Source organism: Sneathiella sp. P13V-1, from assembly GCF_015143595.1.
GTDB lineage: Bacteria > Pseudomonadota > Alphaproteobacteria > Sneathiellales > Sneathiellaceae > Sneathiella.
On record NZ_WYEU01000002.1, the window covers coordinates 1,004,562 to 1,029,665 of the forward strand.

Annotated in this window: 26 protein-coding genes; 8 read left to right on the plus strand and 18 right to left on the minus strand. The window is 46.2% G+C overall.

Annotated elements, in window-relative coordinates; genetic code table 11:
• The first annotated feature begins 45 nt into the window (after nucleotides 1-45).
• Entirely contained in the window at nucleotides 46-813 is a 768-nt protein-coding gene (locus GUA87_RS11725; protein WP_193716738.1) for a hypothetical protein, read from the plus strand.
• A 135-nt stretch (nucleotides 814-948) separates the two neighbouring features.
• Here the strand turns inward: GUA87_RS11725 and GUA87_RS11730 are convergent, their stop codons facing one another.
• Together GUA87_RS11730 and GUA87_RS11735 are read right to left on the minus strand one after the other, a co-directional pair.
• Complete coding sequence (locus GUA87_RS11730; RefSeq protein ID WP_321575908.1) at nucleotides 949-2,061, minus strand: hypothetical protein; 1,113 nt, start codon at nucleotides 2,059-2,061, stop codon at nucleotides 949-951.
• A 12-nt stretch (nucleotides 2,062-2,073) separates the two neighbouring features.
• Nucleotides 2,074-2,439, minus strand: coding sequence for a hypothetical protein (locus GUA87_RS11735; RefSeq protein ID WP_193716739.1), 366 nt, complete (start codon nucleotides 2,437-2,439; stop codon nucleotides 2,074-2,076).
• Between the two features lie 429 nt (nucleotides 2,440-2,868).
• Here GUA87_RS11735 and GUA87_RS11740 point away from each other — a divergent pair, with 429 nt between their 5' ends.
• The gene (locus tag GUA87_RS11740) at nucleotides 2,869-3,618 is read left to right on the plus strand and encodes a hypothetical protein (RefSeq protein WP_193716740.1); all 750 of its coding nucleotides are present in this window, start codon (nucleotides 2,869-2,871) and stop codon (nucleotides 3,616-3,618) included.
• Nucleotides 3,619-3,675: 57 nt separating this feature from the next.
• On the opposite strand, the gene GUA87_RS11745 is transcribed toward GUA87_RS11740, so the two are convergent.
• Entirely contained in the window at nucleotides 3,676-4,347 is a 672-nt protein-coding gene (locus tag GUA87_RS11745; protein WP_193716741.1) for a hypothetical protein, read from the minus strand.
• Nucleotides 4,344-4,826, minus strand: a complete 483-nt coding sequence (locus GUA87_RS11750) for an RNA polymerase sigma factor (RefSeq protein WP_193716742.1) — start codon at nucleotides 4,824-4,826, stop codon at nucleotides 4,344-4,346. The genes GUA87_RS11745 and GUA87_RS11750 overlap by 4 nt, the downstream gene beginning before the upstream one ends.
• A 154-nt stretch (nucleotides 4,827-4,980) precedes the next feature.
• Here GUA87_RS11750 and GUA87_RS11755 point away from each other — a divergent pair, with 154 nt between their 5' ends.
• The 4 genes from GUA87_RS11755 to GUA87_RS11770 all read left to right on the plus strand — a co-directional run bounded on the left by GUA87_RS11755 (nucleotide 4,981) and on the right by GUA87_RS11770 (nucleotide 7,018).
• Nucleotides 4,981-5,466 carry a hypothetical protein gene (locus GUA87_RS11755; protein ID WP_193716743.1) on the plus strand — a complete coding sequence of 162 codons (486 nt, stop codon included), beginning with the start codon at nucleotides 4,981-4,983 and terminating at the stop codon, nucleotides 5,464-5,466.
• Nucleotides 5,466-5,807 (plus strand): hypothetical protein, encoded by a 342-nt coding sequence (locus GUA87_RS11760; protein WP_193716744.1) that lies wholly within the window; start codon nucleotides 5,466-5,468, stop codon nucleotides 5,805-5,807. Before GUA87_RS11755 ends, GUA87_RS11760 begins: the two co-directional genes overlap by 1 nt.
• 1 nt (nucleotide 5,808) lies before the next feature.
• The gene (locus GUA87_RS11765; RefSeq protein ID WP_193716745.1) at nucleotides 5,809-6,480 is read left to right on the plus strand and encodes a Fe2+-dependent dioxygenase; all 672 of its coding nucleotides are present in this window, start codon (nucleotides 5,809-5,811) and stop codon (nucleotides 6,478-6,480) included.
• 94 nt (nucleotides 6,481-6,574) lie between these two features.
• Nucleotides 6,575-7,018, plus strand: a complete 444-nt coding sequence (locus tag GUA87_RS11770; RefSeq protein ID WP_193716746.1) for a hypothetical protein — start codon at nucleotides 6,575-6,577, stop codon at nucleotides 7,016-7,018.
• Between the two features lie 78 nt (nucleotides 7,019-7,096).
• Here GUA87_RS11770 and GUA87_RS11775 read toward each other — a convergent pair whose 3' ends face one another.
• From GUA87_RS11775 to GUA87_RS11785, 3 genes are all read right to left on the minus strand, one after another.
• Entirely contained in the window at nucleotides 7,097-8,137 is a 1,041-nt protein-coding gene (locus tag GUA87_RS11775; RefSeq protein WP_193716747.1) for a TRAP transporter substrate-binding protein, read from the minus strand.
• 66 nt (nucleotides 8,138-8,203) lie between these two features.
• Nucleotides 8,204-9,526, minus strand: a complete 1,323-nt coding sequence (locus GUA87_RS11780; RefSeq protein ID WP_193716748.1) for a TRAP transporter large permease — start codon at nucleotides 9,524-9,526, stop codon at nucleotides 8,204-8,206.
• Entirely contained in the window at nucleotides 9,526-10,032 is a 507-nt protein-coding gene (locus tag GUA87_RS11785) for a TRAP transporter small permease subunit (protein ID WP_193716749.1), read from the minus strand. The genes GUA87_RS11780 and GUA87_RS11785 overlap by 1 nt, the downstream gene beginning before the upstream one ends.
• Before the next feature lie 260 nt (nucleotides 10,033-10,292).
• Between GUA87_RS11785 and bfr the strand changes: the two genes are divergently transcribed.
• Nucleotides 10,293-10,775 carry a bacterioferritin gene (gene bfr / locus GUA87_RS11790; RefSeq protein WP_193716750.1) on the plus strand — a complete coding sequence of 161 codons (483 nt, stop codon included), beginning with the start codon at nucleotides 10,293-10,295 and terminating at the stop codon, nucleotides 10,773-10,775.
• Between the two features lie 19 nt (nucleotides 10,776-10,794).
• Here the strand turns inward: bfr and GUA87_RS11795 are convergent, their stop codons facing one another.
• The 6 genes from GUA87_RS11795 to GUA87_RS11820 all read right to left on the minus strand — a co-directional run bounded on the left by GUA87_RS11795 (nucleotide 10,795) and on the right by GUA87_RS11820 (nucleotide 18,650).
• Nucleotides 10,795-11,019: a bacterioferritin-associated ferredoxin gene (locus tag GUA87_RS11795; RefSeq protein WP_227711838.1), complete on the minus strand. Its 225-nt coding sequence runs from the start codon at nucleotides 11,017-11,019 to the stop codon at nucleotides 10,795-10,797.
• A 73-nt stretch (nucleotides 11,020-11,092) separates the two neighbouring features.
• Nucleotides 11,093-11,782: a 2-hydroxychromene-2-carboxylate isomerase gene (locus GUA87_RS11800; RefSeq protein WP_227711839.1), complete on the minus strand. Its 690-nt coding sequence runs from the start codon at nucleotides 11,780-11,782 to the stop codon at nucleotides 11,093-11,095.
• Between the two features lie 35 nt (nucleotides 11,783-11,817).
• Entirely contained in the window at nucleotides 11,818-12,972 is a 1,155-nt protein-coding gene (locus GUA87_RS11805) for an acetate/propionate family kinase (protein ID WP_193716751.1), read from the minus strand.
• Complete coding sequence (locus GUA87_RS11810; RefSeq protein ID WP_227711840.1) at nucleotides 12,969-13,913, minus strand: bifunctional enoyl-CoA hydratase/phosphate acetyltransferase; 945 nt, start codon at nucleotides 13,911-13,913, stop codon at nucleotides 12,969-12,971. The genes GUA87_RS11805 and GUA87_RS11810 overlap by 4 nt, the downstream gene beginning before the upstream one ends.
• A gap of 115 nt (nucleotides 13,914-14,028) precedes the next feature.
• The gene (locus GUA87_RS11815; RefSeq protein WP_193716752.1) at nucleotides 14,029-15,960 is read right to left on the minus strand and encodes a tetratricopeptide repeat-containing sulfotransferase family protein; all 1,932 of its coding nucleotides are present in this window, start codon (nucleotides 15,958-15,960) and stop codon (nucleotides 14,029-14,031) included.
• Nucleotides 15,961-16,040: 80 nt separating this feature from the next.
• On the minus strand, nucleotides 16,041-18,650 hold the full coding sequence (locus GUA87_RS11820) for a calcium-binding protein (RefSeq protein WP_193716753.1): 2,610 nt from the start codon (nucleotides 18,648-18,650) through the stop codon (nucleotides 16,041-16,043).
• 598 nt (nucleotides 18,651-19,248) lie between these two features.
• Between GUA87_RS11820 and GUA87_RS11825 the strand changes: the two genes are divergently transcribed.
• Nucleotides 19,249-20,313, plus strand: coding sequence for a C45 family autoproteolytic acyltransferase/hydolase (locus GUA87_RS11825; protein ID WP_193716754.1), 1,065 nt, complete (start codon nucleotides 19,249-19,251; stop codon nucleotides 20,311-20,313).
• A gap of 1 nt (nucleotide 20,314) precedes the next feature.
• Here the strand turns inward: GUA87_RS11825 and GUA87_RS11830 are convergent, their stop codons facing one another.
• The 5 genes from GUA87_RS11830 to GUA87_RS11850 are packed head-to-tail and all read right to left on the minus strand — an operon-like array spanning nucleotide 20,315 to nucleotide 25,062.
• Nucleotides 20,315-21,181: an N-formylglutamate amidohydrolase gene (locus GUA87_RS11830; protein ID WP_193716755.1), complete on the minus strand. Its 867-nt coding sequence runs from the start codon at nucleotides 21,179-21,181 to the stop codon at nucleotides 20,315-20,317.
• Nucleotides 21,181-22,179 (minus strand): ABC transporter ATP-binding protein, encoded by a 999-nt coding sequence (locus GUA87_RS11835; RefSeq protein WP_193716756.1) that lies wholly within the window; start codon nucleotides 22,177-22,179, stop codon nucleotides 21,181-21,183. Before GUA87_RS11835 ends, GUA87_RS11830 begins: the two co-directional genes overlap by 1 nt.
• Entirely contained in the window at nucleotides 22,179-23,156 is a 978-nt protein-coding gene (locus tag GUA87_RS11840; protein WP_193716757.1) for an ABC transporter ATP-binding protein, read from the minus strand. The genes GUA87_RS11835 and GUA87_RS11840 overlap by 1 nt, the downstream gene beginning before the upstream one ends.
• Nucleotides 23,157-23,168: 12 nt before the next feature.
• Nucleotides 23,169-24,080 carry an ABC transporter permease gene (locus tag GUA87_RS11845; RefSeq protein ID WP_193716758.1) on the minus strand — a complete coding sequence of 304 codons (912 nt, stop codon included), beginning with the start codon at nucleotides 24,078-24,080 and terminating at the stop codon, nucleotides 23,169-23,171.
• A 4-nt stretch (nucleotides 24,081-24,084) separates the two neighbouring features.
• Nucleotides 24,085-25,062, minus strand: coding sequence for an ABC transporter permease (locus GUA87_RS11850; protein WP_193716759.1), 978 nt, complete (start codon nucleotides 25,060-25,062; stop codon nucleotides 24,085-24,087).
• Nucleotides 25,063-25,104: the final 42 nt, after the last annotated feature.

Genomic DNA, 25,104 nt, shown 5'->3' on the forward strand with positions numbered 1-25,104 from the left:
ACGCTCCTATTCCATTGCAAATTCCTCAAGGAATAGGAGCTACCAATGCCACGTCTAACTTTGATCCAGTTATTTAGAATTTATCAGAATCACGATGCCCTTCCAATTGAGGCGCTAATCGCTGAGCTCTCACGGGGGCGCTCTCCCGGCACCATCCTGATTGATTTACTGAATATGAGGGTCGATAACGCAGTGGATGACGGTGGTGATCCGTTGAGTGATATCGATGGCCTTCCCTCTTTGTTTGCACTTGGTGTTTCACATATTGAAGCAAAGGTGGCGCAAAATAAATGGCGACTCATTGCAGCTGTCCTGTCGGGTATTAATGTCTGGCTGACCCGGTGCGCCTCTTGTTCTAATAACGTTATTTTCAACAGCTACTTACAAAATGTAATAAGAGATCTTCGTGACGACTCGTCTGATGAAGAAGATGACGGTGGTGTTCCTGACAATGCCTTTCTACACAACCTTGATCTTGATTATCTGGAAAACCTGAGAAATCAGATGCAGATCCTCTCACACGGCATAGCCATCACCGATCTGGACGCCAACTTGCTCGGAAATCTCACTGAGCAACTTCGAATGGCTATTCTATCCATAAATGCCCTAAGAGACAGATTGACGATGTTGATTTCGGTGCAGGCGGCGCGTATCCAAAATGACTTCCCTCCAATGACCAGCAGCCCGGCGCTAGATGCCCATATCTGGAGTTTCATTATGGATGATGAGCTGGCAATGGAACATCTCACGCCAACTCAAGCAGGGCCTGCCCCCGCAAATCAAAATGAGGAAGAAGAAAAGAAAGAACAGTAACCCTTGCTGTTATTGGGGGCGACTATTGCCCCCACCGGCTGGCTGAATAGTCCAAGGCTTCCTTTACATCCATCTGACGGGTTCAAAAGAAATGGTCTACCTCTATTAAGATTGCACTGCATCTTTTCTAACAGTTTAGATTTCGATTTTTTCAACGCCATCGAAAGTGAGCGTAGCATCACCATCTAATGTAATTGTTCCCGCTGCGTCATCAGAGAGGACAAGTTCTCCGTCCGAGACAGACTGTACAGATCCGGATGTTAGTTCCAACCAATCTCCAACGTCCCCTGACGGTGCCCCATCAGTTAAAACAATGGTGTCCGCCCATCCCCCATCATCACCTCCGATGAAGGTGTCGTGGCCATCAGAACTGCCAAAATGAAAAATGTCATCTCCAGCACCCCCGACCGCATAATCATCTCCTGCCTCACCCAGGAAGACATCATTTCCGTCCCCTCCTTCCAACGTGTCGTTCCCGATACCGCCTGAAAGCGTATCATCGCCTGAGGTTCCAATCACCTCATCATCGTGACGATCTGAGATACTAAGAGTCTCACTTTTTGAGGTAGATTTCAGGGCTCCATTAATTGCATTTGCCGAAATGGCAATTTCTTTTTCCGACCCATTTTTTGGAGAAACATCTATATATATTTTATCTTGATCCCCACCAGATTGTGGATCATCCGAAGCCTCTTGCTCATCATTTTTATTGTTATCGGCACCGGCACCTCTTCCGTTCCCCTTCCCGTTACTTAAAGATTGGAAAACTTCTTGATCTGCATTGTTTGTCTGATCTGCCGGTTCATTGAGTTTTTCACCAACATTGGGTTCAACAGAATCTCCAAGTTGATCCTCGGCTTCATCAGAGTTGGCAGTTTCCTCGAAACTGGTCTCCGTGCCCACCTGTAAATCTGATTGCGCTTGTTGAGTTTCTGCTGGCTCTTCAAAAGCTCCCTTTTCTACTCTATCTGGCAAGGACAACGGTTCGGTATCCTCAACTGCTTCGAATATGTCTTCTATTTCTGTTTCACTTTCTTTTTCCGTTAAAAACTCATTCTGAGTTTCCTCGAGAGGAAGCGGAACATCATCTAGAACCTCATTCGCTTGATAAGTTACGCCTGAATCTGACGCACTTTCCAATGTGTTGGGAATTTTGCTTGGATTGTCTCTCGATACTTGTTCAGTTTGAAAGTGATGGGCTTGACTTACAAAATCGTCTGCTACCCTTTCACCGTCTGCTTTGGACACTCGTATTTCAGCTTAATTGTTTTCCCTGCGGTCCAGAAAATTGTCATCGTCAAAGTCAGCTTCAAAAACTAAATGATCTTGGCTTGAAAATGCTGAACTCTCTTTATCGATGTTGTGTGGGTTTTGGAAATGCTCTTCAGCAAGACGCTGGTCAATTAAGAACTGGCTACCAAATTCGGTATTTTCCACCGAATTTTCATAATTATCTTTACTGCCAGTATGCAAGTTTGAGAGGGAGAAATCTGTAGTTGAAGCCTGAGAAATGTTACCATTCTCCTCATTTCCTTCTAATACCGTTTTATCTTGGCCATCTCGACTAAATGCAAGAATTTCAATGTCTAGAGGTTGCTCCCCTTTAGGAGTTTTTTCATCGCTCATACCAACACCTAGCCCTTAATAACATTAAGTCCATCAAGCTCCACCCTTGCTAGAGTGAGAATATTATTGATATGCTAATTAAATATAGTTTAAAAAATATATAAAACTTTACCGTTTAAACCATTTCATTAATGTCAATCTTATCTCGTTCAGGTTAGCGAAACCCGCTTTGTTCTCTTTAAAAGCTACTTGATCAACAAATAAATGCCTGAACTTGCCTGATAATCAGCCAGCAAAATTTGCGTTTAATTCAATTCTTAATAGCGAAAACGTTTACTCCTGTATTTCTATGGGTTTAAGAAACAAAACCTGGCTCATTTCACCGACCATCGTCTGCAAATTTATTTCAGTATCATTCCACTCTCGGTAAACGTGCATATCTAATAGTCATTCAAGAAATTCTATTTTTAAGTGAAATTGGAATTAATTATGCTTCTCACTATCAAAGATATTAGAAATGCCCTCAAAGGCCCGGCAAGACCCCCAATGCAACATGTCGTTCAACACCTGGCGAATGGGGCCTCACCAGGAGACACCATACTTAGGATCCTCGCATACGGAGCGGAAAACACAGACGCAGAAAATGATGGTGGCCCTGCTTCAAATGAAGAATTTCCTTCAGGATCACCTGTTCTTTTAAGAAGTGATGCGGCTTACAATGTTATCATTGGGATGAATGCCGAATATTATGTGCAAGATATTCTGAACGGAATAATCCTATGGTTGGATCATTGTAATAGTTTGTCTGATGACGAGTTATTCAGACGCTTTATGATGAATTTTCAAGAAAACCCCACCGTTGAAGGGAACGACCTCAATAGATATGCAAATTTAAACATTCAATATCTTACTTTTCTGGGATCACATCTAAACAAAGTTTCCGGAATTATACGTTGTATTTATGGAGGGAACCTGCCAGATGTAGGCATTGGGGAGCGATTAAAAACTGCTCTGCGGAAGACGACCGTTCTACATCAAAAACTTATGATGGTTTTGTACCGAAATGCCAATGCAAATATAGGGTTAGAGCAAAGAACTAATCTGCCAAGAGATCTTCTACAACTCATCCTTGAGTATGGCGGTTACGATCAATTAGCTGGCCAGTTACCTGTACCACCTCAACCACCAACACAGGCTGGTCCTGCTCCTTCTTCTCATGAGGAAAAAAGAGAAAACTAGACCATATAAACACAGTAGCCATTAGCCAAAATACTCCTGATGGCTACTTCACTATATTTACAGAAGGCGTGACATCTCACCATTGATCGTCGTTTTCAGCCGGTACCAGCGTCCCTGCTGCTCCCGACAAGCTATGCCTTGCCGAATTTCAAAACTTCCATCTTGTTCAATACGTTCTTCAAACTCGCGGCACCAATGGCCAGAGGCACTTTTATAGGTTTTTACCGGCTTAAACTCGAATGAGATTTGAGTAATCGGATCGTTATAAAGAAGAGCATGTCCGCTGGAGCGCCCTTCCAATGCCTGCTGGAACATACTTGCGAGCATTGCATTGGAAGATACGCGAGCCTGCTGGATTTCCTGCCGAAGATTATTGGTATGATAGTCAAAAGCGAAAAAAGCTATCACACCACTGAATAGCACTGAAACCAATGATGCTGCGATTGCAGACCGCCAATGATTTGCGAAAGGTTGCGCCTTCTTTCTCTTCTCAAAGCCGGAATGGATGGTGGAAACATGAGTAAGAGGCACAGGTTGGTCCAGCATCTCGCCAAATTCAAGCGCAGCTAACTCATCAGCTTTTTCTATTTGGCTAAGTTTTTCTTTCAACTGATCCTGCTCTGAAAGGTCAGCTTCAATCTGCTTTCTTTCTTCACCGGTCAGCTCACCATCTTTGAATTTAGACAGTTTTTCGAATAACTCTTTATCATCCATCATATTCACCATCATCTCATCTCTGAAAGATTTTGTCTGGCTCGGGCCAGACGGCTGGTCAATGTTCCAATAGGTATTTCCAAAATCTCTGCGGCTTCCTGATAACCATATCCTTCAACCGCAACAAGAAGCAGTGCCGTTTTCTGATCGGAAGGTAGAGATTGCACACCTTTATCCACCTGTTTTAATTCGCTTTTTTGAATAACAGCATCTTCTCCATCTACGCTATTATCCTGCATAAACTCTTTCTCTTCGATAAAAGCAGACTTTACCTTCCGGTGCCGCACTGTATTGAGCCAGGTATTTTGGGCGATCCGAAATAGCCAACTATCCAAACGACTTCCAACTTGCCATTTATCAAGGTTCTCAATGGCTTTCAGATACGTAGTTTGAACCAGATCATCGGCATCTGCGTCATGCCCAGTGAGGGTCAACGCAAAACGACGCAACCGGGGTATATACCCGATCATCTGTTCACGTATCTGATCTTCCACATATACCCCCTTAACGGCACTTACATTGAGAAAACACCTGACAAGGAAAAATATTCCCAAAAAAAATTAAAAAATTTAACATTCCAATGGATGAGAATAAGATCATAAGTGTTGTCTGACTATAGCGGTAACCAAAACCACAGTGGATTGTTACATGAAAGTAAACCTTTTAGGTCGTTTTAAAGCAAGATTATCATTGGGGACATGCTCTTTAGCACTGATGCTCGCCTTATCGCCAATTACCGTCGACTTCGATGATGACAGCTTCGAGATTAAAGACACTTATGCCTATGCCAGTGGTGGTGAAGGTGGTGAAGGCGGCGATGGCGATGGTGATGGCGATGGCGATGGTGATGGTGATGGTGATGGCGACGGTGATGGTGATGGCGACGGTGATAGCGGCGAAGGTGGCGAAAGTGGTGATGACGGCGAAGATGCCGGAGAAAGTGGAGAAAGCGGAGAAAGCGACGACAGTGACGACAGCGATGATGACGACAACGAAGTAGATGATGACGAAAATGAGGATGAAAGCGAAGACGACGACGGTGGAGAAAGCGGCTTCTCCGGATCCTCTGAACGCTCTAGTGACAATCTTTCAGAGGAAGAAGAACAAGACATGATATCAAGGGGTTGGCAGTAATGAATATACGCCAACTATTGACGATCACTCTTCCCTTAACATTTCTAATTTCTGCATGTGTTACATCAGCGCCCGAACAACCAAGGACTATTTCTAACGAAGACCGTCAGGATCTTGTTCAAAAAGCGCTTGAAGGAAATGTCAGCGGACAAAGCAGCGATCTGATTTTGTCACCAGAAGTTAAGATCGTTGTTACACCTGTAGAAACCTGGAAAAGTGTTACAGGCCATTTTTGTCGATCTTTTATCACGGAAGTATGGCGCAATAACAAACTTCAAACAAAAACGCTGTCTACAGCCTGCCGGAACGCTTATGGAAACTGGGTTAATGTGAGTATTTAACATGCTGGAAATTTTCACAAATATCTTAAGCCGTGCTGATCTAAAGCACATCCACAGTCTACTCAAAGATGACGCCTTTATTGATGGCAAGAAAACTGCTGGTTTCAGGGCCAAGCAGGTTAAGAATAATGAGCAAATGGAAAGCGGATCGGATGCCAAGAAAGAGCTCAATAAGCTTGTTATAGATCGGCTTCGTGGGTCCAATGAATTTCAAAAGTTTGCATTTCCAAAAAAAGTACGAAACCCACTCATCAGCAGATATTCCGAAGGCATGGAATATGGGTATCACGTTGACGATGCCCTTATGGGGGGGATTCAAAAATCAAGAACAGATGTTTCCGTAACCGTGTTTTTGAATAATCCTGATGACTATGAGGGCGGCGAACTTGAAATGGAAAGCCCGTTCGGTCCTCAAACGATCAAACTTCCCGCTGGATGTGCGGTTGCCTATCCTTCCCTTACATTGCATCGCGTTGCACCTGTTACAAAAGGGGAGCGTCTTGTCGCAGTCACTTGGGTTGAAAGTTATATTCGGGACCCGCAAAAGCGGGAAATTCTGCACGATATAGATAAGGTCCGTCGGGCACTGCATAAAACAGATAAAAGTGCACCAGAAACCGATCTTGCCTTTAAAAGTTATGCCAATTTGCAAAGAATGTGGGCAGAGACCTAATTTTTTTGGAATAAAATCTGACCTTACGTGTTGTCCTTATATAGATCGAAACGAAAACACCTTGGGCGGTGGATCACTATTAAGGAGAGCCCTAATGGAAGATAAGCAAAAACTTTTCAAACTACTTGGCGGCATCAGCAGCACCAGCGTGCTTGCCCTCACGCTCGCATTGTCTCCAATCACTGTAGATTTTTCCGATAACGGACCTAATATCAAAGAGCCCCTTACTTTTGCCGATGGTGAAGGCGGTGAAGGCGGTGAAGGCGGTGAAGGCGGCGATGGAGATGGTGACGGCGACGGTGATGGCGACGGCGACGGCGGCGAAGGTGGTGAAGGCGGTGACGGCGACGGCGATAGTGACGGCGGCGAAGGCGGTGAAAGCGGCGACGACGGTGGTGAGTCAGGTGATGATGGTGATGACGGCGGCGAAGGCGGCGAGTCTGGTGACGATGGCGATGACGGCGGTGAAGCTGGCGAGTCAGGCGACGACGGAGGTACTGGATCCGGCACAAGCTCAGACGAGCAGAACCTTCCTTAAAAATCTTACTGTGAGTTTCTTACACTAAAAAAGCGCGCTTCCATCGAAGCGCGCTTTTCTATTCGCTCAAATCAAGCCTTATCCGTAACGGTATGGACGACCTGCTTTTTCCATAGCTGCATTATATTCTTTTAGAATTTTAACAACTTTGGCTTTCGTTTCAGATTCAGCAGCGATTTCATCCCAGAATTTCAGAGCCGCTTTTTCAACAGTTGCCCACTCTTGATCTGGAATGGATGTAAGCTGCATCTTTGTGCCTTGTGTACGCAGATGTGCTTCACCGCCCCAGTACCACCACTGACGGTAATAGTGAGAGCTATCCATAGTCAGTTTCAGCAACTCTTGCAGATGTGGTGGAAGTTCGTTGTAGCGGTCCATGTTCGCAAAGAAAGAACCAGCCCACGCACCTGAGATATTGTTAGTCAGGAAGTAGTTAGTAACGTCCGCCCAACCAACAGTGTAATCTTCGGTAATACCGGACCATGCGATACCGTCCAGTTCACCAGTTTGAACGGCAACCTCAATGTCTTCCCAAGGAAGAGAAACCGGTACAACACCAAACTGGCTAAGGAAACGACCCGCAGTTGGGAATGTAAAGACGCGTTTGCCTTTAAGATCAGCCAGGCTGCGAATTGGATCTTTTGTTGCAAAGTGACATGGATCCCACGCACCTGCAGACAGCCATTTAACGCCAACTTTTGAATATTCTTCATCCCAGATTTTATCCAGGCCGTACTGGTTAAACAGTACAGGAACATCCAGTGAATAGCGGCTGGCAAATGGGAAATAACCACCAAAAACAGTGACTTCAGTTGGTGACGCCATGGAGTCGTCATCAGACTGAACAGCATCAATTGTGCCCTTCTGCATCGCACGGAACAATTCACCTGTTGGCACAAGCTGATCCGCGAAAAACAGTTCAATCTGCATTTCATCGCCAGCGACTTTGTTAAAGCTGTCAATAGCAGGTTTGATCACATGTTCCGCAAGAGCTGCACCCGCATATGTCTGCATACGCCAGCGAATTGTGCTTTTCGCGTGAACGGCTGGTGCTGCGAATGAAGCGGCTGCTGCAGTTGCACCCGCGGCACCAGTTAAAAACTTACGTCTGTTTGTCATAAAGACCTCCTCTGTTAGTCCTATTGTAGTTCGCCCAATTACTTCAGGCGTGTCCCATTCCCTTAATTATTTTGAATACACATACTCAGGCAGCCACAGCGCAATCTCCGGGAAGATCATCACAATGACCAACGCGACGACCATGACAGCCACAAACGGTACAATCGAGCTGTAAATATGCTTGAGCGTAATCTCTGGCGGAGCCATAGCCCTCATTAAGAACAGATTATATCCAAATGGTGGCGTCATATAAGCAATCTGTGTCGTAATCGTATAAAGAACACCGTACCACACCAGATCAAAACCGAGAACCTTCACCAGCGGCACATAAAGCGGTGCAACAATCACCAGCATGGCGGTATCGTCAAGGAACGTACCCATAACGATGAACGACAACTGCATCAGCACCAAGATCATCCATGGCTCCAGCCCCAGTTGTTCAGTAAACAAATGTTTGATCGCCTTTACGGCCCCTAGCCCATCAAAAACAGCGCCAAAGCCAAGAGCAGCCAAAATAATCCACATAAACATGCAGGAAATTGCCAGCGTCTGACGGACAGAAACTTCGAACACGCTTTTCGTCATGCGACCTTTTAAGATTGCCGCGACAAATGCGGTCCCTGCCCCAATAGCAGAGCTTTCAACGAGACTGGTCCACCCATTAACAAACGGAACCATCATGGCCGCGAAGATACCGAGAGGCAGCAGCCCCGCTCGCAAAAGCCGAAGCTTTTCCGACATGGGAATGTTGCGCTCCTCCGCTGGAAGAGCAGGCCCGAGTTCAGGTTGCAAACGGCATCGGATTACAACATACAGAATGAACATCGCCGCCATCATGAGGCCAGGAATAACACCCGCGAGCCACAACTGCCCTACTGGCTGACGCGCAATCATCGCGTAAAGCACCAGAACAACAGATGGTGGAACAAGAATACCAAGCGAGGAGCCCGCCTGGATCACCCCTGTCACCATGCGTTTGTCATACCCACGCCTCAACAGTTCAGGCAGGGCAATAGTGGCACCAATGGCCATACCAGCGACCGACAGACCGTTCATCGCGGATACCAGGACCATCAATAGAATGGTTCCGATGGCAAGGCCGCCCCTGACAGGCCCCATCCACACATGGAACATTTTGTAAAGATCATCGGCAATTTTGGATTCTGACAACACATAACCCATAAAAATAAACATGGGCAGGGTCAGAAGCGGATACCATTTCATCAGTTTCATGGCCGCGGAGAAACCAATATCACTGCCACCAGTTCCCCATAGGAGCAAGGCAGACAGTACGCCAACAAAGCCAATGGCACCAAACACCCGCTGACCTGTCATCAACATCAGCATCATGGTGGAGAACATCAAAATGGCAATCAACTCGTATGACATTAGATCTGTGTCCCCCGGATACGCGCTACATCTTTAAAAAACTCGGCAATGGACTGTAAAATCATCAGAAAAATGCCAAAACACATGACTACTTTGATGGGCCACAAATAAGGTCGCCATGCGGAATTGCTCCGCTCTCCATATTGCAGTGAATAGGAGGTACTATCGATACCGCCATACAAAAGGACACCTAAGAAGAAGATAAGGAACATAACGGTAAAGGCATCAAACCATGCCTTTTTGCGGTCCGTCCATTCACCGTAAAACAGATCCATCCGAACATTAGATCCCATTTGAATGGAATATGGCCCACCCAGCATATAGTAGGCGACCATGGCAAACTGCGCCATTTCCAACGTCCAAAGTGATGGTAACAGGAAGGTTTTGGAAAAAGAGGACCACAACAAAATCGCAGCCATTACGAAAATGAAATACATCATTATCCGGCCAAGGGTACGGTTAAACGCATCTACCCAGCGAACATAATGCCTGATTGCTTTCGGCATTTCCCCTCCTGTTTTACATATGTGTCCCTGTTACTTACGGAAACACGGTACAAATACTGTTAGTCAACAAATGTTTTATAGTAAATTATTTCTGGGAACAAGGGTTGGCTGTTCAACTCAAGAACAGACGCAGAATTTTCATTTCATCCTATTTTCCAAATATATAGCTGCCCTATATCATCATAAATATTACAATTTACAGGTCGGAATATGTATGCCAGCATCCAAATCCCATTCTATTGCTAACATGGAGAGAATTTATGAAGGGTAACCCAGATGTTATTAAGGCCTTAAACGGCATCCTTAAAAACGAACTGACAGCTATCAACCAGTATTTTCTTCATGCCCGGATGCTGAAAGATTGGGGTTACAAGAAACTGGCTCATAAAATCTATGAAGAGTCTATCGGTGAGATGAAACATGCCGATTGGATTGTAGACCGCATTTTAATGCTGGATGGTCTTCCCAACCTGCAGGATCTTGGCAAACTTAAAATCGGCCAAAATGTTCAGGAAATGTTTAGCGCGGACAAAGGGCTGGAACTCACGAACCAGGCAGACCTGAAGGACGCAATCGAGCTTTGTGAAAAAGACCGCGACTATGTATCGCGCGAATTATTTGAGAAAATTCTGGACGAAACAGAAGAACATATTGATTGGATCGAAACTCAGGAAGGTCTGATTGATGGTGTAGGTATTCAAAATTACCTGCAGGAACATATGTTCGAAGGTGAAGACAGCTAAAGAATTAAATGCGCGGTTGTTACTCAGCAGCTAATAATGAGGACATGGCAAGACCCTTTTCGTGATGGTCGATCATGTCCTCAATTTCTTCGCGGCAACACCCGCACTGCGCCTCTACCCCACATGCTTTGTATACGGAATCGCTACAGCGATTTCCTTCTGTGATGGCATTTTCAATTCTTTTGTCGCAGACAGCGTTACAGATACAGACATACATTCGGTCAAATCCCTTAAAACCTGACATCACCCTACTCTAGTTAGGAATGATTGTCAATTACATATAGGAATGACTTGCAACTGCATCAAGTGAGCTAAGCCTATTTTTCTTTTAATCCGTCTTGCTTCATCCGCCAGAGCAGAACATCAATCCGATCCTGACCAAAGAAAGGTTCGTCCTTGTAAACCATCAATGGCACGCCCCAATGGCCTGCTTCTTTCTGTGCAGCCTGATTTGCCTCTATCTCTGCCTCTATACTTTCCTTGTTCTGTGCTATTTCACTTTCAAGTTCATCAAGTTCAAGCCCGGCCCTTGAGGTTGCATTTTTAAGGTAATCCCCCTTATCCCAATCCGCCGTCCCGCTAAAAATCAGACTGCTGATCTCATTTAGGAACTCTAGTCCCTTCCCTTTCCGGGAAGCTGCAATTCCAAGATTTGTAAGGCGGAAGATATATGGCTGATCGTCTGAGATCTTTCGGGTCTCGATATCTTGTACAATCGGGTCAGGATTTGGCCACACAAACGGAATACCTTGCATATCCGCAATACGTTTACAGTCCCGTACCAGATAAGGGATCCACTGTGGATCCACTTTTTCAAAGAAATCTGCTTTGCGGATCGCAATCGGGAACACCGGTCTGACAACGATATCCACATCGTAGTTTTCTTTTAATGCCATCAATTTTGGCATTGCCAGATATGAATATGGGGATCTGAAAGACCAGTAGAGATACACAGTATGGGACATGACAGCCTCTTTCTCGTTATTTTTGAAAAAGGTAGCAGCCATCTCCACCCGGGACAACTCACAACAATGTGCGTTTATTAGGAAAGTTGATCTCTTACAGCCTCAAGGATCACCCGCTCTTCATTGGTAGGTAGCAGATAAATTTTGTTATCCCCTGCCCCTGAGAGGTCATATTTCCCTGCTTTGTTTTTCTCTTCATCCAGTTGAAAACCAAGATAGTCCAGTTTTTCCATAACTCTCGACCGGATATAACTTGAATTTTCTCCGACACCTCCACTGAAGATGATCGCGTCAATTCCTTGAAGTACAGCGCTCATTGCCCCGATTTCACGCTGGATACGGAAGACGTAATAATCAATAGCCTCTTTTGCGTGCACATCGTTGGACTGCTCCAACGCACGCATATCACTGGAAATCCCAGAAAGCCCCTTCAAACCACTTTCCTTGTAGAGGAGATTTGAAATTTCCGATGCCGTCATGGCTTCATGCTCCATCAAATACAACAGAACACCGGGATCGATTTGTCCGCTTCGGGTTCCCATTGGCAATCCATCAAGCGCTGAAAACCCCATTGTAGATCCAATGCTTTGTCCTTGGCGGATGGCACAGAGGGACGCCCCGCTTCCAAGATGCGCAATGACAAGACGACCTTTTTCAAGTTCCGGCTGACGCCTCACAACTTCTGCCGAAAGATATTCGTAGCTCAGCCCATGAAAGCCATAACGCCTCACCCCTGCCTCATAAAAACGCCTTGGCAAAGCGAAGGTATCATTTACCCATGGATGTCCCCGATGAAAGGAAGTGTCGAAGCATCCTACTTGTACGGCTTCTGGAAATTCGGCGATTGAAGCACGAACAGCCGCTAGGTTATGAGGCTGGTGTAAGGGTGCCAAGGGTGACAATTCTTCTAATTTATCAATGACTTCAGCATTAATCTTCACAGGTTTTTCAAATTCAATTCCGCCATGAACAATTCGATGCCCGATAGCAGAAATTTGCAGATCAGGTAGCTCATCCTTTATAAAAGTGAAGATCGCCATTAAAGCCTCAGCCGCTGTCTGGGCCTCAACTTTCTTGATGGTTTTCTCATCATTCCGATTAACGATCAACTTCGGCGTAAGCCCGATAGCCTCAACTTGGCCATTATACAGGGGTTGGTCTTTTTCCTCCGCCTCATAAATCGCAAACTTTAAGGAAGAGGATCCCGCGTTGATAGTCAGGAAATGGCTCATGACGCCTGCCAGGTCGCGTAAAGTTCTGCCACCATGGCGGACGCAAGTCGCGCCTTTTCACCGTCTGCACGGCTGGTTAGCATAATGGGAACACGCGCACCGATAACGATACCAGCAGATTCCGCGCCTGCAAGATACATCAATTGCTTGGCGATCATATTTCCCGCCTCCAGATCTGGCGCGATCAAGATATCTGCATCCCCTGCTACATCTGAAATAATACCCTTTGCTGCAACGGCTCTTTTGGAAATGGCATTGTCAAAGGCAAGCGGTCCATCCAAAACACCACCTGTGATCTGCCCTCTGTCGGCCATTTTACAAAGCGCGGCGGCCTCAATTGTGGAAGGAATTTTTGGGTTCACAGTTTCAACGGCAGACAATATCGCCACTTTTGGACATTCCGTTCCCATGGCTTGAGCCAAATCGATGGCGTTTTGCACAATATCCGCTTTAACGGCCAGATTTGGCGCAATGTTGATCGCTGCATCCGTAATCAACAAAGGCTTGGCATATCGCGGAACGTCCAAGACAAAAACATGGCTCATCCACCGTTCAGTACGAAGGCCATTTGTCTTGTCGAGAACTGCTGACATCACTTCATCTGTGTGAAGCGCACCTTTCATCAGGGCAGCGGCACGCCCCTCCCTCACCAACTCCACCGCTTTTTCGGCGGAGGCATGGCTATGCTCTGTATTTACAATTTGGCAGTCTTCAATATTGATATCGTACTCTTTGGCAACCGCCTGAATTCTCTCTTCAGGTCCAATCAGGATGGGATCAATCAGATCACGATTTTTCGCTTCAATAGCACCGCCCAAAGACGCTTCATCACATGGGTGGACAACCGCTGTTGGCGTGGGTTCCAACCCGTCAGTCTTCGCACAAAGCTGGTCATATACCAGACCAGCTTTATGATTATGTGTATCCTGTTCACTAGACAATGTGATGCCCCTTTAACGATTTAATTTGTTCAGTTTAACGCGTTACAAGAAACACTAATTATATCTGAAACCTTTACAAGTAGATGATGGTCACAGTGACCCAAGGCGAAACAAACTAGTCAGTCTTGGCATTTTGAATATTCGCAAAAGCGGTAATTACATCCTGCATTTCGGGTTCATAATTCTTCCATTTACCTATGCGGGACGAACTGAAGGCGATCTCGCTCATATCTCTCGGAACACCAACATCGCTGAAATCAAATATTTTCTCAATCATCTCGTCGGTTTTGGTCACCAGATCTTCATACCGAACTGTCATCATGTTTTCACCATACAGCTGATGCCATTGTTCCATCAAGCTGCGGTAGTGGAACCAGTACTCTCCAGACCAACTGAGATCAGTGGAATAACCGTTCCCTTCTTCATAGTGTTTAAAATAGGTTTCAATCACTTGATCAAGCGGATCACGTCTGCAATCGATAACCTTAAAGTTTGGAAAAACACTAAACATCAGAGCGATGAACATGAAACTGCTTGGAAGCGTATTCACATAAACCTTTGCAGGCCCGTGTATATCAAGCAAGCGGTTCAGATAATTTCGGGTAATTTCTTCCAGCTTATCCCGAGGAATTGTTCCCACAGCCTGTGGTTTAGACCGATTTTTAAGTTTCCGTGACAGCGCCAACATTTCTTCAAACCACATCCGGTCTTCTCCCAACGCAACCACATCAGGGGATTGACGCAAAACCTTTTCCACCAGAGTTTTCCCGGATCGGCTCATACCGGTAACCAGCAAAAGGCGTGGCAGTGGCTCGCTCGCCGTATCTAAAGGAAGTCGTTTCTCCCTAAAAGTTTTGGAAAGGCTCACAATGCGTTGACGATGTGCCTCGATATTAAAATCTTCCTGCGTTTTCATATACTGATTTGCTTCGTGGCAATACCGGAAGGCTTCACGATGTTCCCCGATATCATCCAACGCCTTTGCAAGAGCAATTTTAAGGTGGTTTTGGCGTTTTTCCGTTAAGCCTTTTTGGACCAGAAAATTTCGGATTTTTTCTATGTCAGGATCGCCCTTAACGAAGGACTTGTGCCGCGCATAACTACAAATAGCACTAATTTCGTTGGGGCAGATCTCATAGGCACGCTTAAACGCTTCTGTCGCCTTATGATCGAGATCCAAAGATTTGTATAGATTGCCAAGATTTAGCCAGGCTTCATAGTTGGTTTTATCCAGTTTCAGAACGTTCTCGAAGGCTTCTTCCGCCTCACCAGGCCGACCAACTTTCCTAAGCAATAATCCCTGATCGTTGAGTAATTCCTCATTGTCAGGTGCCAGAACAAGAGCTTGTTTCAGTACTTCATCCGCCTCTTTTAAACGGTTTAAGTGAACCAGGCATTTTGCTTTGGCTTGTAGATAATAAGCCTGTTTCTGGATGTCTTTATCGGCGCTATCCAAAACAGATAAAGCGTCTTCGCCCAGGTTCTTGTCCAGTAAAGATGTAACTATAGATCCATAAAGAATAGATAGTTTTTCTTGATCATCCCTTGAGCAAAGCAGTGCTTCCTTAAAATACTTTATCCCTTCATCAATCTGCTGATTGTCAATTAATACACGGCTCAGATTGATATAGCCTTGGCTATTTTCCGGTAGAAGGGCGATCACTTTGCGATAACAGTAATCCGCTTTTTTATAATTTTGACTATAGCGGTGATAATTTCCCAAGCTATTGTAATAAGCTGCTGTTTCAGGACTTCTTCGAACGGCTTTTTCAGCAAATTCAATCGCTTTAGCGCGTTCGTTTAGCGACCAGTAGAGCTTTCCAAGCTCATCATAAAATCCGGCAATTTGTGGATATTTAGAACTTTGGGTTTGTAGCCTGGATATCGCTTCCAGTTGATGATTTAGGCGCCTTGCGACATCTACATAATCAATGACCACTTGAAAACGGTAGGGTTTGCCGCTGTCGATGGACTTCACGCATATTTCTTCTGCCTTTTCCCATTGTCCAGCTTCCATTAATGCAGACAGTTCTGAAACATCCGACATTAATTAACTTCCCCCGCCTAAACAAAAAAACCCGCCGTCAGCATATACTGCCAGACGGCGGGTTCTTTTAAAATTGATTATTAGCTTACGTCAGAAACAACAATACCAAGTTGTGCAAGCTGATCTGATGTGAAGTCTTCCAAACCGCTATCAGGCAGGTCATCGCCCTGTACAGTGATAGAGAAGTTATCGAGATTTTCAATCGTGATTACATTGCCTTCAATTTCGACATGTGAGGCGCGATCCTCATTCCCTTCGATACCCAAGTTATCAAACAGGGTATCAAGATCAATCACGTCGCCCTCCGCAGCGTTAAAGTCTGTGATGAGATCGTGACCCTCGCTGATGAAAACGCTTTCGTTATTCACAGTTGGCTGGATTTTCACCATTTCGCCTTCTTCACCATCCCCAATTTTTGCAAATTTAGGAGGATACATGTCGTAGTTCCAGTCATCGCTACCTTCATAACGGAAGGTATCAGCACCGGCACCACCTGTCAGGGTATCATCACCCAGCTGACCGGTCAGGGTGTCGTTACCATCATTACCATGAAGGGTATCCGCAAACATGATAGCGTTAGGATCTTCATTGAACGGCATATAGCGATATGGCCCGTCTTGTTCTCCACTATTAATTCTGTAGTTACCTACGAAGTCACCATAAAGAATGTCATCACCGTCACCGGCGCAGAGGTAGTCGTTAAACAGGCTCTTATCGTCTGTATTACCAGTACCGCGCACGTCAATAGTAATCGTAGCCTCACCAGAACCGGACACGAGAAGCGCGTCACCGATCATAATGTCATTACCCGCACCGCCGATCAGAGCATCATTCCACGCTTCAATACGGTTTCCGTTATCCACAGTATTAGGCATCATTTCGCCTGATCCGTAATAACCGCCATACATGCCATCAGTCAGAGTCGCATCGAAGCTGACATCAACCCAGCCTTCAGAGATGGCAATTACGTCACCAACGAGAAGGTCAGAATAGCCTTCACCAGTCTCTGAAATGTCGTCACCGCGAATTGTATCGTTGTAAGCACGTGTTGTGTTGTTTTTCGCTGAGTCTGCTTCGCCACCATACATGAAGTCATCGCCATACATGTTGTCGTAGTAGTAATAATCGTGCGTATTAAACTCAGCATCGATGTCCATTTCAACTTCAACACCTTGACCATAGTCAGAACCAAGGTCAGTCACGATCACATCACCGGAAATAATATCAGAACCACCACGGCCGTCGATAACATCGTTGAAGCCAGAGAATGTATTATTCTCCTCAGCATTGTTTCTGTCTGGGTAACCGTAATTATTGCCTGCATCGCCTGTGAAATCCATTTCCACATCACCGCCACCGTCACCACCAGTATTGGCAACAAATGCATCACCTGCGATCAAGTCACTTTGATTGCCACCGATGATTAGATCATCGAACGCACGTATTTCATTGTTACTCGCAGTCAAACCATCTGAGCTATAGATATACAGGTCCGCTGTCAGACTCATATCCGGTGTTCCGTAGCTCATATCATTGCCTTCTTGGTCACCGATGATTGCAGCATCACCAACAAGCACCTGACTTTTCTCAGATGCGGAACCATCAATAATATCGCTATTCATAGAGACACGGTTGTTGTTGGCCTCTTCGCTTTCAACATCGATATATGTTGACGCACTGATGTCAACCTCACCACCGTCGCGATAGCCACCTGTTTTCTGGAAGATATCGCCTACGATAATTTCAGTATTTGCACCACCGACAAGGCTATCATCCATTGAGTTGGCTTCGTTCCCACTAAATGACGGCGTATCAGAACCATAGATGTGAACGTCATTATCGATGGTTGGGTTTTGTGAAGAATACCCTCTTGTAGCATCGTCATAAACGTCGCCGACAATTACTTTAGTGCCTTGGAGTGCAGTAATATCATCATTAAACGCGCCTGGTTTCGAATTGGACGTTTGAATATCAAGGCTTGCGGATAAATAATCGGACTCATAATACATGTCACCGATCAGGGTTTCGCCACCATCTTCAATGGTGCTCGCATCCATCTTATCGTTGCCCTGCTGCTCCCCTTCACTCAGATAAGCGTAACTTGAACTGTCACCAGCAACAATTTCACCATCCTCGTAAGTCACAAAATCAACAGGTGTGTCATATTCTGGCTGACCGCGGAAAGCCGCGCGGTAAGCGTCAACTTTAGTTTCAAACTCTTTTTCACAAGGAACTTCAGAAACGACAACAGTCTCTTCTTCTTCTTCTTCGACAGTCAGCGCGTCCGGACCGCCTACTGGCTCTGGAAATTCAAGGCCTGTACCTTCCAGCAAACCATCAATTCCAATACCTTCGCCGATACCTTCTTGTTCGTTGGCCGCAAAGCCGGCACCACCACCGGTTCCGCCACCTGCACCAGGACCACCAGCAGCTGGAGCCACATTTCCAAGCGCCTGTGCATCAATAAGAGACTGGATTTCATCGAGGGAAATGACAGTACCATCGTTCAGAGTAAGTTGAGCCGGAAGCTCTGATGCTGCAGAAACAAAGTAGTTTTCTACTTTAATTTCTTCCTGACCTTCACCAAAAGAAATGACAAGGTCAGACCCGTTTTGGGTTAGAGTAGCACCTTCGATAGAAGAAACGGGGAGGAGTACTTTTTCGTTTTTCAAAGCATCAATTACTGACATGGTAACCTCACTCAAATAAGGTCCAGATACTGAAATCCGGACAAACTATTCACATTTGAGTGAATTAATAGCAAAGCACACAACAATCTTCACCCCTCAAACAGGGTATAAAGTAAAATTTTTTTCATTTTTTAACAAAAAAAACATACTCAAACGGGTGGAATTGAATTTTTATCGTACACTAGAGCTCTGATAATACATCATTAATATTATGTTAACCATAATGTAAAGAAATCATGAATATTATACTAATACTCGTAACAGGCGTATCCATTGCCTCCAGTGACATCCTTCAAAATGAATTTGGGGTGGGAATGGAAATGATGCCTGATAAGAGCATAGTACCTGCACAAAACGCAGCCCAGGATATTCCAAGGAGAGATTTCTACCAGAAGCATGCGCCCACAGGGTCTTTAGTTCCCTTACAACAAAGAAATGTAAAAGGTCCAGTTCGATCCAACAGTAGGTTCAATTCATCTGCGGGCCCTCGCGGCAGTACCTTACCGAGCAGAACGTTTAGGTCCACGCCTAAAGCCCCTTCCCGTTTCAACAGATAAGTTGATATAGTCAGCATCCCACCAACTGAAGAACTTAAAAAATGAAAATCATTGAAGCATCTGGCTCCCCGTTTGAAATCGGAAAACATCTAGGATCAGAATTAAAAGAACTGGTTCGAACCCACGCTGAAAACTCAGAGGAATTTGTTGAAATCGAAAAGCGGTGGTCTGGAAGTGCGTATATCCGAAAGATGATGGAAGCCGCGACAGCGTTTTCTTCTTCATATATGGAAGAAATACGCGGCCTTGCGGAAGGACTTTCCATCGATTTTGAACGCGTCTTCCTTTGGAACTGCCGGGGAGATTTACGTTGGCCGGATGACATCTCTCCCTCTTTGGCATATTCCTTATCTGAAGGCTGCACCTCCGTCATGATGCGAAAAGGTGATAACAATGCCACTCTGATTGCTCACAACGAAGACGGATCAGAAGAGTTCGCGGGAATTTGCCCTTGGATAAGAGTAAAACCGGATGACGCCCCGGGATTTGAGAGCTTCATGTATCCCGGCCTTGTCGCAGGTCACAGCATGGGAGCCAATGCTGCAGGAATTGTTCAGACCATTAACAACATCCGTGTTGCAGACCTGAAACCAGGTGTTCCACGGCACATTATTACCAGAGCCGTTCTTGACGCTGAAAATCTGGATCAGGTGTTTGATATAGTAAAACGAGCTGATCGTGCCTCCGGCTTCCACCACAATATTGGATGCGCCAAAACCGGCCGTTTGTTTTCTATCGAAGCGCCTGCCAGTGGATGCAGCATTGAGGAAATCACCAACACTTCTTATGTACACGCGAACCATTTGATCCATGAAAGCGAAAAACAAAAAGAACAGGACATTACCTCGTCCTCAACAAACCGGCAGATAAGAGCAGAAGAATTGAACAATGCGGGGGTGCTAAGAGATGGCGATCCGACTAATATCCTGTTTGATGAATTAGAAGGTCGCGAAATCCTCCGTACACCAAAAGAAAATGGTGACGATTACGGTCAGACCCTCGCCACCGGAATCTTTGAAATGCACCCAGACCGTATCGAGATCAGTCTGATTGATGGTGCGAAGAGGCAAGAACTCCTCAACCGCACCATTACGTTAATAACGTAAATTATTTACCTGCCACTTTGGCGTAATTGACTAAATGTTGCACCATTTCAGTCAAGTTAGCTTTTAGGTCATTAAATTCAGGGATTTTGTCCCCACTGATCTGATCCATATAGAGCTTGCGATTGATTTCAATCTGCAGGCTATGGCGGTTTTGATCTGGTTTACCGTAGCGATAAACCAGTTCAGCGCCCTTATAGGGATCATTAACCGCAACACTGTAACCCTTGCTTTCCAGAAACTCTTTGGCAGCAGCCGTAAAGCCAGCCTCGCATGTAGTCCCATCCCGGTCACCTAGAACGAAATCAGCACGTTCAGCGGTTCCGCCCGGATCTCCTTCAACACCGGCGTTGGGCATGGAATGGCAGTCGATGTGATAGGCATAGCCAAATTTTTCAGTCAAAGCATCGTAGGCGACTGCAATGCGGTCATGATATGGACGCCAGAAAGTTTCAATACGGTGTTTCAGCATATCGGTTGTGATCGGCTGATCATAGATATCGATATCCTGCTTCATCCGCATCCAGACAAGACCTTTACCCATCTGGGTTTTGATGGTTGGGTTTGGCGCTTTACCGTCCCACTGACCACTCAGTTCAGCGAGATCAAAATCCAGCTCGTCCCGATTGGTATCAATATAGGAGCGCGGGAATTTTGCAGCGATTAATTCCGCTCCAAAATCGGGAGCAGCGCTGTATAACTCATCCACATAGGCATCTTCCGCTGAGTGGAGCTCCGAGAAAGGCACTTGATATTTGAAGTCTTCCGGATATTCCTTACCACTGTGAGGACTGTCAAAGAAGATGGGGGCCGCTTCCGTCCCCTCATCTGGTGACAAAACGTAATAAGCAGCAGTTTCTGTTTTTTTCATTAGGCGTCTTCCAGCAAATGGCACGCAGCGAAACGGCCATTTTCATATTCCTTCAATTGAGGCTGATCTGTTTTGCATTTCTCTGTCGCGTAAGGACAACGCGGATGGAAATGACAACCAGATGGTGGATCCAATGGGGATGGGATTTCACCAGAAATGGGTTGATAATCAAGTCCACGATTTTCAATACGCGGCACCTCTTTCAGGAGAGCTTCTGAATAAGGATGCAACGTTTTTTCAAACAGCTGGCTGGTTTCAGCCACCTCGACAATGCGGCCTAGATACATAATCACAACGCGGTCAGAGATATGCTCCACCACTGAAAGATCATGGCTGATGAACAGATAGGTCAGATCCAATTCTTCACGCAGATCCATAAACAGGTTGATCACCTGTGCCTGAATGGAAACGTCAAGTGCCGCAATGGACTCGTCACATACCAGAAACTCAGGCTTTACCGCCAATGCGCGGGCAATACCAATACGCTGACGCTGACCACCAGAGAACTGATGGGGATAGCGGCGGCGATATTCAGGGTCAAGCCCCACCTTTTCCATCACCTCGGCCACATATTCTGCCTTTTTGGAAGCAGGAACAATACCGTGCACCACTGGCGCTTCACCGATGATGTCTTCCACTCGCATACGCGGGTTCAAAGATGCAAACGGATCCTGAAAGATCATCTGGACACGAAGCGCGTCCTTCTTATTGGTTTTTGATGCTTCCGCACTAATGGAGTTTCCTTCAAGAAGAATATCCCCTGCAGTCATCGGCAGAATACCGGCGACCATGCGCCCAAGTGTGGATTTACCGCAGCCTGACTCGCCTACGAGGCCAACCACTTCACCTTTACCAATATGGAAAGAGACGTCGTCCACTGCATGGACACGTTCTTCCTTGTTTTTAGCCCCAAGGGTGTTGGCTAACTTTGCCGCTATATCCAGTTTCTTAACAAACTGCTTGGAGACGTTCTTGATTTCGAGCATTGGCTTAGTCATCAGGATACCCCCACTTGTGGATGGCAACAACGAATAGCACGCCCCGGAACGGGGTTGGAAATCTGCTGTTCCTGTTGGCAGGCGTCTGTCGCAAATTTACAGCGTGGCTGGAACGCACACCCTTTTGGCAGATTGAACAAAGATGGTGCCATACCCGGAATTTGCTGCAGACGATGCCCTTTTGTATTATGGCCCGGAACTGATCCCAAAAGACCCAAAGTGTATGGATGAACGGGATTATCCAGAACGTCATCAATCGCGCCCTGCTCCACCACGCGGCCAGCATACATAACACTGATCTTATCAGCGAGGCCCGCGACCACAGCCAGATCATGGGTTACCCAGATCAATGCTGTGCCCGTTTCCCGGCATAGCTTCTGAGATTCATACAGGATCTGTCCTTGAATGGTCACATCAAGGGCTGTTGTTGGCTCGTCCGCGATAATCAGATCAGGTTTGTTCAAAAGCGCGATCGCGATCGCTACACGTTGACGCATACCGCCTGAGAACTGATGCGGATAAGCTCGCATACGCTCTTCAGCGGCTGGAATACCAACCTGTGCCAAAGCGTCACGAGACCTTTGACGCGCTGTTTCCTTATCCACCTTTTCATGGGCCTGAATGGTTTCGATCATCTGGGTATCAACCCGAAGAACCGGATTGAGGGTCATCATCGGATCCTGAAAGATCATGGAGATACGCGCACCACGAAGTTCCTGCATCCGTTTGTCAGACGCCTGTAGCAAATCTTCCCCCTTAAAGAGGACCTTACCGCCGACAACTTTACCCGGCGCATCCACAAGTCCAAGGATGGAAAAACCGGTTACGGATTTACCGGAACCACTTTCCCCAACAAGGCCCATAATCTCGCCTTTGCCAACTGAGAAGCTGACGTCATTAATAGCCTTGGCAACCCCGTCTTTTGTAAAGAAGTGGGTTTCCAGATTTTGCACATCCAGAATAGGAGTATCAGTCATTCGCATCGCCTCCTATTTCTGCAAGCGTGGGTTAAGAACATCACGCAATTGGTCACCCACCAGATTGATGCTGACGATGGTAAGCAACAAGGCAATTCCCGGGAAGAAACTGATCCAGTATTTTCCGGACATCATATATTCAAAACCGTTGGAAATAAGCAGGCCAAGAGACGGTTCCGTAATCGGAAGCCCCACACCCAAGAAGCTCAATGTTGCTTCCAGTGAAATGGCGTGCGCAGTTTGGACGGTGCCAATAACAATCAAAGGTGGCAGACAGTTAGGTAGCAAGTGACGCAGCAAAATACGGCGATCACTTAAGGCAAGACAAGTTGCCGCTTCCACATATTCCTTGCTTCGCTCTACCAAGGCGCTGGCACGCACAGTACGGGCATAGTAAGCCCACTGCACAATAACAAGGGCAACAATAATCTTATCGATCCCCTTACCCAAAGCAGCCAGAAGAATAAGTGCAACAAGAATAGCTGGGAAACTGAGCTGCAGATCCACGATGCGCATGATGATCGTATCCACACGGCCACCATAATAAGCAGCTGCCAACCCCATCACAGCACCAACGCAAAGTGCAACAACAGCGCTAACGACACCTACCCCCAGACTGATGCGCAGGCCGTAGAAGATAGAACTCAACAGTCCGCGGCCGGCACCATCGGTACCCAGTACATAGGTAATACCAGACAGGCTTTCACTTCCGGGAGGAAGTTTACCATCCAGAATACTGACGGACGCCAAATCATACGGGTTCGTTGGAGAAATCCACGGCGCGAATACCGCAATTCCGACGATAATTAAGAGAACGATCAAAGCCGCCACTGCGATTTTGCTCTGGCAGAAGTCGGACCAGATGCGCTTCATCGGGCTTTCAATCGGGGCCATTTTAATGGCGTTTTCTGTTGTATCAGCCATCAACTTACCCTTTCAGATCCTGAAGCCGGACCCGTGGATCCAGAATTGAATACATCACATCAACAATCAGGTTGATCACAACAAAAATGACCACAATCACCATCAGATAAGCCACCACTAACGGGCGATCCAGGTTGTGAAGGGCATCGATAATCAGCTTACCCATTCCCGGCCACGAGAAGACAGTTTCCGTTACAACGGAAAACGCAATCAGGCCGCCAAATTCAAGGCCGAGCACTGTCACAACCGGGATCATGATGTTTTTCATCAAGTGAACAAAAATGATACGGGACTGGCTAAGGCCCTTGGCACGGGCAAATTTAATATATTCCTGGTGTACAACTTCGCGCGTTCCGGCGCGCGCCAGTCGGATGACCAGTGACATTTTGAATAACGACAGGTTGAGCGCCGGTAACAACAGATGGGACCATCCATCTAACGTTAAGAAGCTAAACTCAACACCGAACAGGGTTTCTGTGTCTCCTCGTCCAAATGAGGGGAGCCATCCCATCATCACTGAGAAGAACATGATCATCATCAACCCGACCCAGAAGGTGGGGAGACTGAACCCCAAAATAGAGCTTGCCATAATGGTCTTGGAGATTTTGCTATCCGGCTTCAATCCCGCAAATACACCAAGTGGAATACCGATAATCACAGCCATGCCAAGTGCGGCAATCGCCAGCTCAAAAGTCGCTGGAATACGCTGTACAACAAGTTTCAAAGCCGGTTCGTTAAAGATGAAGGAATTACCCAAATCCCCCTTAAGGGCATTCATCAGGAAGAACCAGTATTGTTCATGAAGGGGGCGATCGAGCCCCAGATCGCGGATAACCCGCTCGATTTCCGCTTGGTCGGCCTCTGGATTGATCAGCATATCAACCGGATCACCGACGATATGGACACCAACATACACGAGGAGTGACATGATCCAGACCACAAGCAGGGCCTGCATCAAGCGGCGTATAATGAAAACGGACATGCGTCCCTCTCCGCTCTAGAAAAGTGGGGCAACCTAAACGGC